At 63.4% G+C, this 14,117-nt stretch carries 16 protein-coding genes; 9 read left to right on the top strand and 7 right to left on the bottom strand.

The window, feature by feature from the left end; translation table 11 throughout:
* Positions 1–98 precede the first annotated feature (98 nt).
* On the top strand, positions 99–1,292 hold the full coding sequence (locus tag KLP42_RS10075) for a cystathionine beta-lyase (protein ID WP_215566328.1): 1,194 nt from the start codon (positions 99–101) through the stop codon (positions 1,290–1,292).
* Here KLP42_RS10075 and KLP42_RS10070 read toward each other — a convergent pair whose 3' ends face one another.
* Positions 1,293–2,459, bottom strand: coding sequence for an FAD-dependent monooxygenase (locus tag KLP42_RS10070; RefSeq protein WP_215566326.1), 1,167 nt, complete (start codon positions 2,457–2,459; stop codon positions 1,293–1,295). It lies immediately after the preceding gene.
* A gap of 14 nt (positions 2,460–2,473) precedes the next feature.
* Complete coding sequence (locus tag KLP42_RS10065; protein WP_215566324.1) at positions 2,474–2,722, bottom strand: zinc-finger domain-containing protein; 249 nt, start codon at positions 2,720–2,722, stop codon at positions 2,474–2,476.
* Between the two features lie 186 nt (positions 2,723–2,908).
* Here KLP42_RS10065 and KLP42_RS10060 point away from each other — a divergent pair, with 186 nt between their 5' ends.
* The 8 genes from KLP42_RS10060 (at position 2,909) to KLP42_RS10025 (ending at position 9,876) form a co-directional block, all read left to right on the top strand.
* Positions 2,909–3,694, top strand: a complete 786-nt coding sequence (locus KLP42_RS10060; protein ID WP_215566321.1) for an alpha/beta fold hydrolase — start codon at positions 2,909–2,911, stop codon at positions 3,692–3,694.
* Between the two features lie 83 nt (positions 3,695–3,777).
* The gene (cysE, locus tag KLP42_RS10055) at positions 3,778–4,602 is read left to right on the top strand and encodes a serine O-acetyltransferase (protein ID WP_215566319.1); all 825 of its coding nucleotides are present in this window, start codon (positions 3,778–3,780) and stop codon (positions 4,600–4,602) included.
* Between the two features lie 177 nt (positions 4,603–4,779).
* Complete coding sequence (locus KLP42_RS10050; protein ID WP_142881027.1) at positions 4,780–4,983, top strand: DUF3126 family protein; 204 nt, start codon at positions 4,780–4,782, stop codon at positions 4,981–4,983.
* 209 nt (positions 4,984–5,192) lie between these two features.
* Complete coding sequence (locus tag KLP42_RS10045) at positions 5,193–5,543, top strand: phasin family protein (RefSeq protein WP_215566317.1); 351 nt, start codon at positions 5,193–5,195, stop codon at positions 5,541–5,543.
* 258 nt (positions 5,544–5,801) lie between these two features.
* Entirely contained in the window at positions 5,802–6,155 is a 354-nt protein-coding gene (gene clpS / locus KLP42_RS10040; protein WP_215566315.1) for an ATP-dependent Clp protease adapter ClpS, read from the top strand.
* Between the two features lie 9 nt (positions 6,156–6,164).
* On the top strand, positions 6,165–8,678 hold the full coding sequence (gene clpA, locus KLP42_RS10035) for an ATP-dependent Clp protease ATP-binding subunit ClpA (RefSeq protein WP_215566313.1): 2,514 nt from the start codon (positions 6,165–6,167) through the stop codon (positions 8,676–8,678).
* Between the two features lie 92 nt (positions 8,679–8,770).
* Positions 8,771–9,544: an AzlC family ABC transporter permease gene (locus KLP42_RS10030; protein ID WP_215566311.1), complete on the top strand. Its 774-nt coding sequence runs from the start codon at positions 8,771–8,773 to the stop codon at positions 9,542–9,544.
* Complete coding sequence (locus tag KLP42_RS10025; RefSeq protein WP_215566309.1) at positions 9,541–9,876, top strand: AzlD domain-containing protein; 336 nt, start codon at positions 9,541–9,543, stop codon at positions 9,874–9,876. The genes KLP42_RS10030 and KLP42_RS10025 overlap by 4 nt, the downstream gene beginning before the upstream one ends.
* A 24-nt stretch (positions 9,877–9,900) precedes the next feature.
* On the opposite strand, the gene KLP42_RS10020 is transcribed toward KLP42_RS10025, so the two are convergent.
* From KLP42_RS10020 to KLP42_RS10000, 5 genes are all read right to left on the bottom strand, one after another.
* Positions 9,901–11,031 carry a GGDEF domain-containing protein gene (locus KLP42_RS10020; protein ID WP_215566307.1) on the bottom strand — a complete coding sequence of 377 codons (1,131 nt, stop codon included), beginning with the start codon at positions 11,029–11,031 and terminating at the stop codon, positions 9,901–9,903.
* A gap of 150 nt (positions 11,032–11,181) precedes the next feature.
* Positions 11,182–11,607, bottom strand: a complete 426-nt coding sequence (locus KLP42_RS10015; RefSeq protein WP_215566305.1) for an HIT family protein — start codon at positions 11,605–11,607, stop codon at positions 11,182–11,184.
* Between the two features lie 30 nt (positions 11,608–11,637).
* On the bottom strand, positions 11,638–12,825 hold the full coding sequence (locus KLP42_RS10010; RefSeq protein ID WP_215566303.1) for a GNAT family N-acetyltransferase: 1,188 nt from the start codon (positions 12,823–12,825) through the stop codon (positions 11,638–11,640).
* Positions 12,822–13,559, bottom strand: a complete 738-nt coding sequence (locus KLP42_RS10005) for a glycerophosphodiester phosphodiesterase (protein WP_215566300.1) — start codon at positions 13,557–13,559, stop codon at positions 12,822–12,824. The genes KLP42_RS10010 and KLP42_RS10005 overlap by 4 nt, the downstream gene beginning before the upstream one ends.
* On the bottom strand, positions 13,556–14,026 hold the full coding sequence (locus KLP42_RS10000) for a RidA family protein (protein ID WP_215566298.1): 471 nt from the start codon (positions 14,024–14,026) through the stop codon (positions 13,556–13,558). Before KLP42_RS10000 ends, KLP42_RS10005 begins: the two co-directional genes overlap by 4 nt.
* Positions 14,027–14,117: the final 91 nt, after the last annotated feature.

Below are 14,117 nucleotides of genomic sequence, written 5' to 3'. Positions count from 1 at the left end.
TGCATGGCTGCGGAATCGAACCATGCGGCCAGGGCTTGACCCTCCCGAAGCTTGGCTTCAAAAATCCGGCTTTGCACAACACGAAAGCCTGACATTCCATGAAAGACAAAGATTCCCTGCTGGCCGGCGCGGGCGACAATACCCGCCTTGCCCATCTCGGCCACGACCCGATGAGCTATCACGGCTTCGTCAATCCGCCGGTCGTGCATGCCTCGACCGTGCTGTTTCCCGATTGCAAGACGATGGAAGGGCGCGGGCAGAAATACACCTATGGCACGCGCGGGACGCCGACCACGGACGCCCTGTGCGACGCGCTCAACGAACTGGAGGGGGCGGCGGGAACCATTCTCGTGCCGTCGGGTCTGGCGGCGATCACCGTGCCGTTCCTCGCCTATCTGTCCGCCGGCGACCATGCGCTCATCGTCGATTCGGTCTATTCTCCCTGCCGCCATTTCTGCGACACCATGCTGACCCGTCTCGGGGTCGAGGTGGAATATTACGATCCAGAAATCGGCGCCGGCATCGAGGCGCTGATCCGGCCGAACACCAGGCTCGTCCATACCGAGGCACCCGGCTCCAACACCTTCGAAATGCAGGATATCCGGGTCATCGCCGAGGCGGCTCACCGCCATGACTGCGTGGTGACCATGGACAATACCTGGGCGACGCCGCTCTATTTCCGCCCGCTGGATTTCGGAGTCGACGTGTCGATCCATGCGACGACCAAGTATCCGTCCGGCCATTCGGATATCATCATGGGCTCGGTCTCGGCCAATGCGAAACACTGGCCGCGTCTGCACGAGGCGCAGATCACGCTCGGCACCTGCGGTGCCCCGGACGACAGCTACCAGATCCTGCGCGGCCTGCGCACCATGGGCGTGCGGCTGGCGCATCACCAGAACAGCGCGCTGGAGATCGCCCGCTGGCTCGAGGGGCGCGATGACGTGGCGCGCGTCCTGCATCCGGCGCTCGAGAGCTTTCCGGGCCACGCGATCTGGAAGCGCGACTTCAAGGGGGCGAGTGGCGTGTTTTCCTTCGTGCTGAAGGCCGAGGGGGCGGAGCATGCCCGCGCGAAGGCGCATGCGCTGCTCGATACGCTGGCCCTCTTCGGGCTCGGCTATTCCTGGGGCGGTTACGAAAGCCTCGCGGTCAAGGTCAACCTGTCCGATCGCCGGATCCGCAAGGCGCCGGCCGAAGGCCCGGTCATTCGCCTGCAGATCGGCCTGGAGGATGTCGCCGATCTCCGCAAGGATCTGGAGGCCGGTTTTGCCGCGGCGGCGGCGATCGCCTGATCAGGCGGTCGCATCGTAGCCGTAGAGCCAGTCAAGGTCCGCCGCAAGCGCCTGCGGCGGACGAAAGGCCAGCACCAGGTCTCGGCCAACCCGCAAGGGGCCGCGCACATGATAGGCGAAGCGGTTGAAGGTGCCGCGGGAACGAACGCGCGCCGCTCTTGCCTTGCGCACCCTCTCATAATCGGCAAGCGCCTGCGGCACCGATGCCGCGGTGGAAAGCCGTGTGGCAAGATCCCACCCATCCTCGATTGCCATGGCCGCGCCCTGTGCCGCAAACGGCATCATCGCATGGGCGGCATCGCCGACCAGCACCGTATCGCGACCATTCTGCCATGCGCCGTCGCTGACCTGATAGAGTGGCCAGAACCGTCCGGAGTCCATTGACTTCAGCAGCGAGAGGATCTGCGGGTTCCAGCCGCGGAACTGCTGCAGCAGCAACCGCTTCTGCTCGATGCTGGCCGTCGCTTCCCAGATTTCTCCCGGGTTGAGGCCAGCGGCAATCGCCACGATGTTGAAGCCGCCGATTTCCCGCAAGGGATAGCAGACGAGGTGGCAGGAGGGGCCCAGATAGGCCGTCACCGCATCGGGCTGCAGAAAGGCGGGGGCATCGGCCATCGCGATGGTGAAGCGCCAGGCGACATTGCGCGAGAAGTCCGGTTCGGGCGCCGCGGAAATCCCGTCGCGGGTGCTCGACCACACGCCGTCGGCGCCGACGATGACGTCAGGCTCCTCGCCGGCAAGCGCGGCAAGTGCGGCGCGGTCGTGATGGTCGATCCGCTTTCCGAGGTGAAGCGCGCAGTTGGGCTCGGCCATGACAGCGTCCAGCAGCACGCGCTGCAGCGTGCTGCGGTGCGCGACCCCATAGGGCGCGCGCCAGCGTTCGCGGGCAAAGCGCCCGGCCGGCACATGGGCGAGGCGCCCGAGCGAGCGGCCGGACACCAGGGCGATGCGCTCCGGTTCGGTCCACTCCCTTTCCAGCGCCGGCAGCACGCCGAGACGTGCCAGGATCCGGCTGGCATTCGGCGAGATCTGCAGTCCGGCGCCGACCTCGGCCAGATAGGGTGCCTGTTCGATCACGTGGCAGCGAATGCCACGCTTCGACAGCGCCAGGGCGGTGGTCAGGCCCGCCATACCGGCGCCAATGATCGCGGCATTGCGTATGGACATGGGAATGCGCCCGATCAGGCGGCCTTGACGTGGAAGGTGCAGCCGGGCGGATTGGTCTCGCCCGCCTTCAGCGCCGGATTATAGCGATAGAGCGTCGAGCAGTAGGAGCAGATCTTTTCGTTGTCGTCGCCCATGTCGATGTAGATATGGGGGTGATCGAACGGCACGTTGGCCCCGGTGCACATGAACTCCTTGACGCCTACCTCGATGAGGCGGTGTCCGGCGTCGTTCTGGAAATGGGGAATACCGTGGTGACCGGCCATGTTTGCACTCCATGCTGTTCGTTGGCGCCGGGCCTGCATGTCGCCCGGGCGTTGGCGCGAACCTTACAGATTGCCCGCGCGAAAGTGTAGGGGTAAACGGGGCGGCGCATGGGGATTTTCGCCGCAGGGCGGTTCATGCGGCCGCTCTCTTCGCTTATGGTCCCACCTCGACAAGGACATCCTGCCATGAACCTGAACCCGCCCGTCTTCTCCACTTTTTCCCATCAGGGCCTGTCGCTCGCCTATTTCGACGAGGGTGAGCCTGCGGGCGCGCCGGTGCTTCTCGTGCACGGCTTTGCCTCGACCGCCAATGTGAACTGGGTCTATCCGGGCTGGCTGAAGACACTGTCGGAGGCCGGCTACCGGGTGATCGCGCTCGACAATCGCGGCCATGGCGCCAGCGACAAGCCGAAGGAGGCCGAGGCCTACCGTCCGGCGGTGATGGCCGAGGATGTGGTGGCGCTGCTCGATCATCTGGGCCTGCCGGATGCGCACCTGATGGGCTATTCGATGGGCGCGCGCATCTCGACCTTCGCCGCGCTTGCCCATCCGCACCGGGTTCGTTCGCTGGTGCTCGGCGGGCTCGGCATCGGGCTGACCGACGGCGTCGGTGACTGGGATCCGATCGCCGATGCGCTGCTCGCTCCCTCGCTCGATGCGGTGACGCATGAACGCGGCCGCATGTTCCGTGCCTTTGCCGACCAGACGAAGAGCGATCGCGAGGCGCTGGCCGCCTGCATCCGCGGCTCGCGCGATCTGGTGGCGCGCGAGGATATGCGCCGGCTCGACGTGCCGACCCTGATCGGCGTCGGCACCAAGGATGACATCGCCGGCTCGCCGCAGGAACTTGCGGCGCTGATGCCCGATGCACGCGCGCTCGACATTCCCAACCGCGACCACATGCTGGCAGTCGGCGACCGGGTCTTCAAGGCGGCGGTGCTGGACTTCTACCGCGAGATCGCCGCCGGTTGAGGCCGGCCGCGATTTTCACCGCCATTGGTGTTTGCGCAAGATTGTTCTATATATGGTCTCTCCCGTAAACGAGGGTAACTGCCATGGCGGCACGCACTGACATTCGCCCGATGGAGCCGGTTGCTTCCGTCGATCCGATCTGGGACACCCTGCGCCAGGAAGCGCGGGCAGGGGCCGAGCGCGATCCGCTGCTGGCCGCCTTCCTCTATTCGACGGTGCTGAACCATCGCTCGCTGGAGGACTGCGTGATCCATCGCATCTGCGAGCGGCTGGATCACCCGGACCTGCAGGCCGTGCTCTTGCGCCAGACCTTCGAGGAAATGCTCGACGACTGGCCGGAATGGGGTTCTATCCTCAGGGTCGACATCCAGGCCTATTACGATCGCGATCCGGCCTGCATGCGTTTTCTGGAGCCGGTACTGTATTTCAAGGGCTTCCATGCCATCCAGACGCACCGCCTGGCGCACTGGCTGATGCAGCGTGGCCGCCGCGACTTTGCCATGTACCTGCAGAGCCGCGCCTCCAGCGTGTTCCAGACGGACATCAATCCGGCCGCGCGCATCGGCAAGGGCATCTTCCTTGACCACGCCACCGGTTTCGTGGTCGGCGAAACGGCGGTGATCGGCGACAATGTCTCCATCCTGCACGGGGTGACGCTGGGCGGCACGGGCAAGGAGGGGGCGGATCGCCATCCGAAGATCGGCAATGGCGTGCTGATCGGGGCCGGTGCCAAGATTCTCGGCAATATCCAGATCGGCAACTGCTCGCGCGTGGCAGCCGGTTCCGTGGTGCTGAAGCCGGTTCCGCCCAAGACAACCGTTGCCGGCGTGCCGGCCAAGGTGGTGGGAGAGGCCGGGTGTTCGGAACCCTCGCGCCTGATGGACCAGATGCTGCGCTCCGAAGATTGAGATCGGCGTCGCGGGACGCCATGTCCGGCGACCCTGGTCCGGCGCCCTTCGGCCGAGTCCTTGCTGGCGCGGTGCGGGCAGGGCAGCCATGCGGGGATGACGGCCGGACGTCCTTTACTTTCGCCGTTATCCCGTGGCAAAAGCCCCCGCAACGAGAACACTGACGGAGAGACACCAGTGAAAGCCGACGAAATCAAGAAGCTCGACGCCTATTTCAAACGGGTCTTCAACCCTTCGATGAGCGTCAAGGCTCGCCCCCGCAAGGACGATTCGGCCGAAGTCTATGCGGGTGACGAATTCCTCGGCGTTGTCTACGTCGATGATGAGGATGAAGAGCGTTCCTACAACTTCTCGATGGCGATCCTCGACGTGGATCTCTGATCCTTGCGGACATCTCCAGTTTGCTGATTGCGGCGGGTGCTCTTGGAGACCCGCCGTTTTTCATGGGTTTCCCGCAAAGGTTGATCATCCGGCTGCGGCATTGCGTCCAAACATGCCATTTCGCAAGTGCGTCACAGTTTCTTGCCTTGACTTTCGCAGTGCAAAAATATTCCATCAGCAATTGCGAATTCACCCTCAGGAGGCGGACAATGTTCAACTTCGACGAAATGAGCCGGAAGAACAAGGAAGCGTTCGACACCGTGCTGCGCAGCTATTCCGAGATGGCCAAGGGGTTCCAGGCAATTGCTGCCGAAGCCGGCGACTACTCCAAGAAGTCCTTCGAGGAGATGACGGGCTTCATGGAACAGATGATGACCGTGAAGAGCATCGAAGGACTTTACGAGCTCCAGACCAAATACGCCAAGAACTCCTACGAGAGCTTCGTGGCCGAAGCCACCAAGCTCGGCAACATGTATACCGATCTCGCCAAGACGGCCTACAAGCCCTACGAAGCGCCGGTGGCCCGTGCGACCGCCGTGGTGACCTCCGCGGCCGCCTGACGCAGCGGAAACGCCGTTTCCAACATCCGGTATTCCTCTCGAACCGGTTGCGCCTGCCGCGCGACCGGTTTTTTATTCGTATGCGCCTTTCGTCGCACGCGAATTTGCCTGTCCAGTCCCCCGCCGCAACGAATAGTGATTGCGCGCGGCCGCAAGGGGCTTAAAATCAGCCTCAGGCGAACTAGATATGTGCATCTGATGTCCGGCTCCGGCTGATCGTTCGGACGAGGCTTCGGACAGTTGGGGATTGAAAGAAAGATGATCGCGTTGCCGATCTATATGCAAGACGGGAAGGATGGACTGGGAGACAGCGGCAATCGCGGCACCTCGGTGATCACGCGCACCAAGGCGAAGACGAAGAAGCCGAACCTCTACCGCGTCCTTCTGCTGAATGACGATTACACGCCGATGGACTTCGTCATTCACATTCTGGAGCGTTTTTTCCAGAAGGACCGCGAAGCGGCCACCCGTATCATGCTGCACGTTCACAATCACGGGGTCGGCGAATGCGGGATCTTTACGTACGAGGTCGCTGAGACCAAGGTGAGCCAGGTCATGGATTTTGCCCGCCAGCACCAGCACCCGCTGCAATGTGTCATGGAAAAAAAGTGAGGACCGCACGTGCCAACATTTTCGCCTAGTCTTGAAAAGGCGCTGCATCAGGCACTGACCTTCGCCAATGAGCGGCACCACGAATATGCGACGCTGGAGCACCTGCTTCTGGCGCTGATCGACGATTCCGATGCGGCCGCCGTGATGGGGGCCTGCAATGTCGACCTTGAAGCCCTTCGCAAGACGGTTTCCGATTATGTCGACAATGAGCTTGCCAATCTCGTCACCGGTTACGACGAGGATTCCAAACCCACCTCCGGCTTCCAGCGCGTCATCCAGCGCGCCGTCATCCACGTGCAGTCCTCCGGTCGTGAGGAAGTCACGGGGGCGAATGTTCTGGTGGCGATCTTCGCCGAACGCGAAAGCCATGCGGCCTATTTCCTGCAGGAGCAGGAAATGACCCGTTACGACGCGGTGAACTACATCTCGCACGGCATCGGCAAACGTCCGGGCTCGTCGCAGGTGCGCCCGCCGCGCGGCGCCGATGACGGTGAGGCCGATGCCAAGCCCTCCTCGCGGGAGCAGGAAGACGGTTCGGCCAAGAAGCCGCAGGACGCGCTCAAGGCCTATTGCGTCAATCTGAACGACAAGGCCCGCGACGGGCGCATCGATCCGCTGATCGGCCGCCACGACGAGGTGAACCGCACCATCCAGGTGCTGTGCCGCCGTTCCAAGAACAATCCGCTCTATGTGGGCGATCCCGGCGTCGGCAAGACGGCGATCGCCGAAGGGCTTGCCAAGCGCATCGTCGAAGGCAAGGTGCCGGAAGCGCTGGCGGATGCGACGATCTTCTCGCTCGACATGGGCACGCTGCTTGCGGGTACCCGCTATCGCGGCGATTTCGAGGAGCGTCTGAAGCAGGTCGTCAAGGAGCTCGAGGAGTATCCGGGCGCCGTGCTGTTCATCGACGAGATCCATACCGTGATCGGCGCCGGTGCGACCTCCGGCGGTGCGATGGATGCGTCCAATCTGCTGAAGCCGGCGCTCTCCTCCGGAGCGATTCGCTGCATCGGCTCGACAACCTACAAGGAATACCGCCAGTTCTTCGAAAAGGACCGGGCGCTGGTGCGTCGCTTCCAGAAGATCGACGTCAACGAGCCGTCCATCGATGATGCCATCGAGATCATGAAGGGCCTGAAGCCCTATTTCGAGGAGTATCACAAGCTTCGCTATACCAACGAGGCGATCAAGTCGGCCGTCGAACTCTCGGCGCGCTATATTTCCGACCGCAAGCTGCCGGACAAGGCGATCGACGTGATCGACGAGACCGGTGCGGCGCAGATGCTGCTGCCGGCCTCCAAGCGCCGCAAGCTGATCACCGAGAAGGAGATCGAGGTCACGATCGCCACCATGGCCCGCATTCCGCCGAAGACGGTTTCCAAGGATGACGAGATGGTTCTCGCCAATCTGGAAAAGGAACTGCGCTCCGTCGTCTACGGTCAGGACAAGGCGATCGAGGCTTTGGCAACCGCGATCAAGCTGGCGCGGGCCGGCCTTCGCGAACCGAACAAGCCGATCGGCTCCTACGTCTTCTCCGGCCCGACCGGTGTCGGCAAGACGGAGGTGGCCAAGCAGCTTGCCTCGTCACTCGGCGTCGAACTCTTGCGCTTCGACATGTCGGAATACATGGAGCGGCATACGGTCTCCCGTCTGCTCGGCGCGCCTCCCGGCTATGTCGGTTTCGACCAGGGCGGCCTCCTGACCGACCAGGTGGACCAGCATCCGCATTCGGTCGTGCTGCTCGACGAAATCGAAAAGGCGCATCCGGACATCTACAACATCCTGTTGCAGGTGATGGACCATGGCTCGCTGACGGATCATAACGGCAAGAAGATCGATTTCCGCAACGTGATCCTGATCATGACGACCAATGCGGGTGCCGCCGAAATGGCCAAGGCCGCCATCGGCTTCGGCTCGTCCAAGCGCACCGGTGAAGACGAGGAGGCGATCAATCGCCTGTTCACGCCGGAATTCCGCAACCGCCTCGACGCGATCATTCCGTTCGCGCCGCTGCCGACCGAGGTCATTCATCAGGTGGTGCAGAAGTTCGTCATGCAGCTGGAAACCCAGCTCTCCGAACGAAATGTCACCTTCGACCTGCATCAGGATGCCATCGCATGGCTGGCCGAGAAGGGCTATGACGAGCGGATGGGCGCACGTCCGCTGTCGCGCGTCATCCAGGAGCACATCAAGAAGCCGCTCGCCAACGAGATCCTGTTCGGGGCGCTGCGCAAGGGCGGCGTCGTGCGGGTGACCGTCGGCAAGAAGGATGATGGCCAGGATGGCCTGCTTCTCGAATCGATCCCGGAAGCCGCACCGGTGAAGCCGAAGCCGGAGGCCGAGGTGGAAGAGGTCGAGGAAGAGGTCAAGGCCAAGGCGAAGCCGGAAAAGGGCAAGCCCGGCAAGTCTGCCGGCAGCCGCGAAAAGCCGGCCAAGGCGGAAGCCGAAAGCGATATCCTGACCGAAGAGCCGCAGAAGCCGCGCAAGGGCTCGACGGTTCCGCGCGTGCCCAAGAAGAAATAGGGCGCTCTGCCCGAGATGACGTGCCGGGGCTTGTGTCCCGGCACCTTTCGTTGTGCCGGTCGGTTCCGAGCGGCTTTCCCCCGGACTGACCGATGTCTTCTGCCTCCCTCGACGCGCGCTCGAATCTTGCCTGGTTCCTCACCGGGATGCGCGGCATTACCTCGCTGCCGGCCCTGATTCTGATGACCTCCTTCGTCGGCTTCAGCGCCTTTGCGCTCGAATCCGGCATTACCCGCGATCAGGCGGTGTTCATGACGCTGGCTGTCTGGGCGCTGCCGGCCAAGATGATCCTGATCGGCAGCATGGCCGGTGGCGCACCGCTGGCGGCCTGCTTCCTCGCCGTGACGCTGTCATCGATCCGCATGATGCCGATGGTCGCCTCCATCATGCCGGACATGAAGAGCGAGAGGAGCCCGACGTGGCTTCTGCTGTTTCTTTCGCATTTCGTCGCCATCACCTCCTGGGTGTTTGCGATCCAGCATCTCGAAAACGTCCCGCGCGAGCGGCGCACGGCCTATTTTGGCGGCTTTGCGATCACGCTGACGCTGGTCAATGCGGTGATCGTCGGGGTCTGCTACGGCATCGTGGCGCAGTTTCCGCCTTTGGTGTCCGGTGCGCTGTTCATGATGACGCCGGTCTATTTCTTTGCCTCGATCTGGTCGAGTGCGCGCCATTCGGTCGTGCGCCTGGCCTTCGTCGTCGGCGTGGTCATGGGGCCAGCCATGGCGCTGGTCGATCCGGAATTCGACATCGTCTATGCAGGCCTCGGCGGCGGCACGCTGGCCTATCTGCTCGACCGCTTTGTCATCCGCCGGGTAGGGCGCAGGGCGCTCTCCCGCCCGGCCTCGCCGGAGGATGTGCCATGATGGAGAATGGCTGGTGGGTCTATGTCGTGATCATCGTGGCCGGCTGGCTGGCAACCGACATGTGGCGCTGGCTGGGCGTCCTTGTCGGCAATCGGCTCGATGAGGATTCGGAAGCCCTGCAATGGGTAAGGGCGGTCGCGACAGCGCTGGTGATGGCGGTCACGTCCAAGCTGGTCTTCTTCCCGACGGGGACGCTCGCCGATTCGCCGCTCTGGCTCAGGCTCGGCGCCCTCGGCATCGGCTTCCTCGCCTTCCTGCTGGCCGGCCAGCGGGTCATCGTCTGCGTGGTAGTGTCGATCTCGCTGCTGATTGCCGGTTTGGCGCTGCTTTGACAGAAGCGCGGCCGGCAAGGTGGTTCAGGCCACCTGCGTGACGTGAAGGTCGGAAAATTCCACCGATCCGCGGCCCTTGCGCTTGGCTTCGTAGAGCGCCTGATCGGCGGCGGCGACCAACCGTTGCGGAGTGTCGGCCGGATCATCTGTCACGGCCACGCCGATGCTGGCGCCGATGATGACATCCTCACCCTGTACACTGTAGGGCATCTGCAGGCTGGCGACGATGCGGCGCGCCAGCCGGCCCGCCTCCAGCGGGGAGGAAAGCCGCGGCTGCACCACGAGAAATTCGTCGCCGCCCCGCCGTGCCGCGACGGCTTCGAGCGGCAGAAGCTCGCTCAGGCGACGGGCCACCTCCACCAGAATGGCATCGCCCGCCGCATGGCCGAAGGTGTCGTTGGCGGCCTTGAAATGGTCGAGGTCGATGAAATGCACCGCAACGGACGCGCCGGGACGGACCTCCTGGGCCATGAAAAGGCGCTGCAGTTCGCGATCCACGGTGAAGCGGTTGGCAAGCCCTGTCAGCGCATCGCTGCCGGCCAGTGCAGCAAGCTCGGCACGGGTGATCAGCGCTTCGAAGGTGAGGCGATAGGTGGTCTGGATCAACTGGATGCTGGCGAGCGACATCATCAGCAGGAACAGGCCGAGCAGCTTGTGCAAGAGCACCGGGTGAAACAGCAGCACGACGATGTAGGGCAGGGCGGCGAGCTGCGTGCAGGCAATGGCAAGGCGCGGCCGCACCGCCAGCCGCGACAGCACGCCCGTGCAGTAGCTGACCAGGAACACGGCGGAAAACAGCTGCGCTTCCTCCGGGCCGCCAAGAAAGGTGTAAGCGCCGATTGCGGCAACCAGCAGGGAGAACAGCAGGCTGCCGGTAAAATGCGCCCTTTCCCAGAACCGCACGCTGCGGCGCGCGCGGAAGCGCCGATAGGCGCGGTCGATGGCGAAGCGCAGGCCGGCAATCAGCAGTGCAAGAACCGCGAAGGCCGCGAAGACGTCATCCCCGGCCGTTCGGGCGACAAGACTGCAGAAGAACGCCGCGGCAAAGCCGATGAACACCACGTTGAAGGTGGAGGCGTACAGCTGGTCCACCAGTTCGGCCTTGATCGGCGCTTCCCGGTCGATCCGGGCCGGTTTCTTGCGATGGGACGTCATGCGGCCGCCTGAAGGAACGAAGGTCGCCGGTTGCTGAATCCAGGCCTGCGACGCAGGGATGATGCGCTCAACCAAGCATGATCTTCTATGGAGAAAACGTAAACAGTAACGGTCAGCGTCGCGTGAACCGGCCGGTCTGCGCCGTGGGGGTCACAGCGCGTCCCGCACCTTGCGTGCGTGCTCCGCCAGCACCGCATGATCCTCCATCTTGCCCGTGTGCGGCTTCAGCGGCTCGCCCTCGCGGCGCGGGATGACGTGGAAATGCAGGTGGAAGACGGTCTGCCCGGCGGCAGGTTCGTTGAACTGGGCGATGAACACGCCATCCGCCTCGAAAGCCTCCTTTGCCGCCACCGCCAGCTTCTGTACCACCGGGATGAGGCGGGCGAGAACGGCCGGGTCTGCATCCAGCAGATTGCGCGACCCGGTTTTCGGGATCACCAGCAGATGGCCGGGCGCCTGCGGCATCACATCCATGAAGGCCAGCGTGTGCTCGTCCTCATACACTTTGTGGCAGGGGATCTCGCCCTTGAGGATTTTGCCGAAGATGTTGTTTTCGTCGTAGGCCTGCACGCTCATCGTTTGCTCGCTCCCCTGCTGTGTCGTTTGTCAGTCATGGTCCTGCCGCTCTCCCTTGCGGAAGGGACTGTGTTCGGTCAAGACCTCGCCGGTATATTCCACCTGCCGCCGTTCCTGGTCCAGATAATCGGCAACCGCGCGGCGCAGGCCGGGATGGGCGATGTAATGCGCCGAATGGGTGGTGATGGGCAGATAGCCGCGTGCCAGCTTGTGCTCGCCCTGGGCGCCGGCTTCCACGCGGGCAAGACCTTTTTCCAGCGCAAAATCGATGGCCTGGTGGTAGCAGACCTCGAAATGCAGGAAGGGGTGATCCTCGATGCAGCCCCAGTGGCGGCCGAACAGGGCCTCTTCGCCGATGAAGTTGATCGCGCCTGCCACATAACGTCCGTCGCGCTTTGCCATGACGAGCAGGATGTCCTCGGCCATGCGTTCGCCGATCAGCGAATAGAATCGACGGTTGAGATAGGGGCGACCCCATTTGCGGCTGCCGGTATCCATGTAGAAGGCGAAGAACTGGTCCCAGATATCCTCGGTCAGGTCGCGCCCCGTCAGCCAGTCGATGCTGAGGCCGCCTTCCAGGGCGGCGCGGCGCTCCTTGCGCAGGTTCTTGCGCTTGGAGGAGGAGAGTTCCGCCAGGAAGGCCTCGTGATTGGCATAGCCCTTGTTCAGGAAATGGAACTGCTGGTCCGTGCGATGCAGGAAGCCGGCTTCCTCGAAAGCCTCCACCTCCGCCTCCGGCAGGAAGGTGACGTGCGCGGAGGAAACGCCCGTCTGGCGTGTGACTTCCGCAAGACCGGCGGCCAGCGTCTGTTGCCATGCGGCCCGCTCCATGCCGGAGCGTGTCAGCAGGCGGGGGCCGGTCGCCGGCGTGAAGGGAATGGCGCACTGGATCTTCGGATAGTAGCGGCCGCCGGCGCGCTCGAAGGCATCCGCCCAGCCATGGTCGAAGACATATTCGCCCTGGCTGTGGCTCTTCAGATAGCCGGGCACTGCGGCGAGCAGCCGGCCGTCGGCATCCTCAAGCAGAAGATGGTGGCCAAGCCAGCCGGTCTTTGCCGTCGCCGAGCCGGATTCCTCCAGCGCGGAGAGGAAGGCATGCGACAGGAAGGGATTGTAGGCCACCTCACCCCCGCGCCGCGTTCCCGAAAGTGCCGACCAGCTGTCGGGGCTGATCGCGGAGAAGGACTTTTCGACGCGGAGGGTGAGTTTTTCGGTCATGCGGCGGATGGTGTGCTTTCTCTCGGGTCGAAACCCTCGAAGGTCATCTGGTCTGCATGAGTATAGGTATGGGCGCGTGCCTTTTCATCCCTCACCGTCCAGGTAATCACCGGAATGCCGCGGCTCTTCTGCGCATCGATGAAGCTGTTGGGCAGATGCGCCCAGTGATAGGAGATGAAATCGAGACCGAGCTGCATGGCCTCGTCGTGGCGGAAGAATTCCTCCGGCGTATCGCCCATGGCCGTCAGCCCGACGGGATAGGGGGAGCCGGCGCGCTTCAGGTCCTTCAGCAGGTGATGGTCAAAACTCATCAGCGCCACCTTGCCCTGATAGCCTTCCAGCTGCTCCAGCACGGTCTCGGCAAAGCCTTCGTCCTCTTCGGCACTCTGGCCCTTCAGTTCGATGACGAGCGGCACCTTGCCCTTCACCAGATCGAGCAGCTGGCGCAGTTTCGGCACGCGGTCGGCGGTGCCGCCAACGGTCAGCAGCCCGAGTTCGGCGGAGGTGCGTTCGCGCACCTTGCCGGAAATGCCGCACAGCCTGTCCAGCACGTCGTCATGGAAGACGACCGGTTCGCTGTCCGAGGCCAGTTGAAGGTCGCATTCGATGGCAAAGCCGGCATCCACGGCGCGCGAAAAGGCCGAGAGCGTGTTTTCCCACACGGCGTGGTTCATGTCGTGATAACCGCGATGGGCGACCGGCAGGTCCTTGATCCAGATGGCATCCGTGCTCATGCGTCGACGTCCAGGATGGCGTCGACTTCGACGGCGGCGTTGAAGGGCAGGGCAGCCATGCCGACGGCGGCACGCGCATGCTTGCCGGCATCGCCGAGCACATTGGCGATCAGGTTCGAGGCGCCGTTCATCACGAGATGTTGTTCCACGAAGCCGGGGGCCGAGGCGATGAAACCGTTCAGCTTCAGCACCCGGCGTACCTTGCCCAGATCGCCGCCAAGCGCTGCCTTCACCTGCGCCAGAATGTTGATGGCGCACAGTTCCGCTGCGCGCTGACCGGTTGCGACGTCCACATCGGCGCCGACAAGCCCGGTGATTGCCACCTTTCCTGCTTCCATCGGCAACTGGCCGGAAATGTACAGCGTGCTGCCGCTCAGCGTGTAGGGCACGTAATTGGCCGCCGGGGCCGCGGCCACGGGCAATTCTATTCCCATCTCCCTGAGGCGGCTTTCGATCGCTTCCGACATTTCATTCTCCGCTTTGATTGTAAAATTGACTCGATTCCGTCACACATGACGCTAAGCATCACTCGATGGCGTTCTTATAACATTGGCCATC

Origin of the sequence: Rhizobium sp. CSW-27 (assembly GCF_018760785.1) — a bacterium.
Taxonomy (GTDB): domain Bacteria; phylum Pseudomonadota; class Alphaproteobacteria; order Rhizobiales; family Rhizobiaceae; genus Neorhizobium.
The sequence above is the reverse complement of the archived record's forward strand: the minus strand, read 5'-3'. Positions and strand labels throughout refer to the sequence as shown.

What these genes read in the sequence shown, in the direction of transcription:
- KLP42_RS10075 (WP_215566328.1), top strand. Translation starts at nt 99, where the DNA reads ATGAAAGACAAAGATTCCCTGCTGGCCGGCGCGGGCGACAATACCCGC.
- KLP42_RS10070 (WP_215566326.1), bottom strand. Translation starts at nt 2,459, where the DNA reads ATGTCCATACGCAATGCCGCGATCATTGGCGCCGGTATGGCGGGCCTG.
- KLP42_RS10065 (WP_215566324.1), bottom strand. Translation starts at nt 2,722, where the DNA reads ATGGCCGGTCACCACGGTATTCCCCATTTCCAGAACGACGCCGGACAC.
- KLP42_RS10060 (WP_215566321.1), top strand. Translation starts at nt 2,909, where the DNA reads ATGAACCTGAACCCGCCCGTCTTCTCCACTTTTTCCCATCAGGGCCTG.
- cysE (WP_215566319.1), top strand. Translation starts at nt 3,778, where the DNA reads ATGGCGGCACGCACTGACATTCGCCCGATGGAGCCGGTTGCTTCCGTC.
- KLP42_RS10045 (WP_215566317.1), top strand. Translation starts at nt 5,193, where the DNA reads ATGTTCAACTTCGACGAAATGAGCCGGAAGAACAAGGAAGCGTTCGAC.
- clpS (WP_215566315.1), top strand. Translation starts at nt 5,802, where the DNA reads ATGATCGCGTTGCCGATCTATATGCAAGACGGGAAGGATGGACTGGGA.
- KLP42_RS10030 (WP_215566311.1), top strand. Translation starts at nt 8,771, where the DNA reads ATGTCTTCTGCCTCCCTCGACGCGCGCTCGAATCTTGCCTGGTTCCTC.
- KLP42_RS10025 (WP_215566309.1), top strand. Translation starts at nt 9,541, where the DNA reads ATGATGGAGAATGGCTGGTGGGTCTATGTCGTGATCATCGTGGCCGGC.
- KLP42_RS10020 (WP_215566307.1), bottom strand. Translation starts at nt 11,031, where the DNA reads ATGACGTCCCATCGCAAGAAACCGGCCCGGATCGACCGGGAAGCGCCG.
- KLP42_RS10015 (WP_215566305.1), bottom strand. Translation starts at nt 11,607, where the DNA reads ATGAGCGTGCAGGCCTACGACGAAAACAACATCTTCGGCAAAATCCTC.
- KLP42_RS10010 (WP_215566303.1), bottom strand. Translation starts at nt 12,825, where the DNA reads ATGACCGAAAAACTCACCCTCCGCGTCGAAAAGTCCTTCTCCGCGATC.
- KLP42_RS10005 (WP_215566300.1), bottom strand. Translation starts at nt 13,559, where the DNA reads ATGAGCACGGATGCCATCTGGATCAAGGACCTGCCGGTCGCCCATCGC.
- KLP42_RS10000 (WP_215566298.1), bottom strand. Translation starts at nt 14,026, where the DNA reads ATGTCGGAAGCGATCGAAAGCCGCCTCAGGGAGATGGGAATAGAATTG.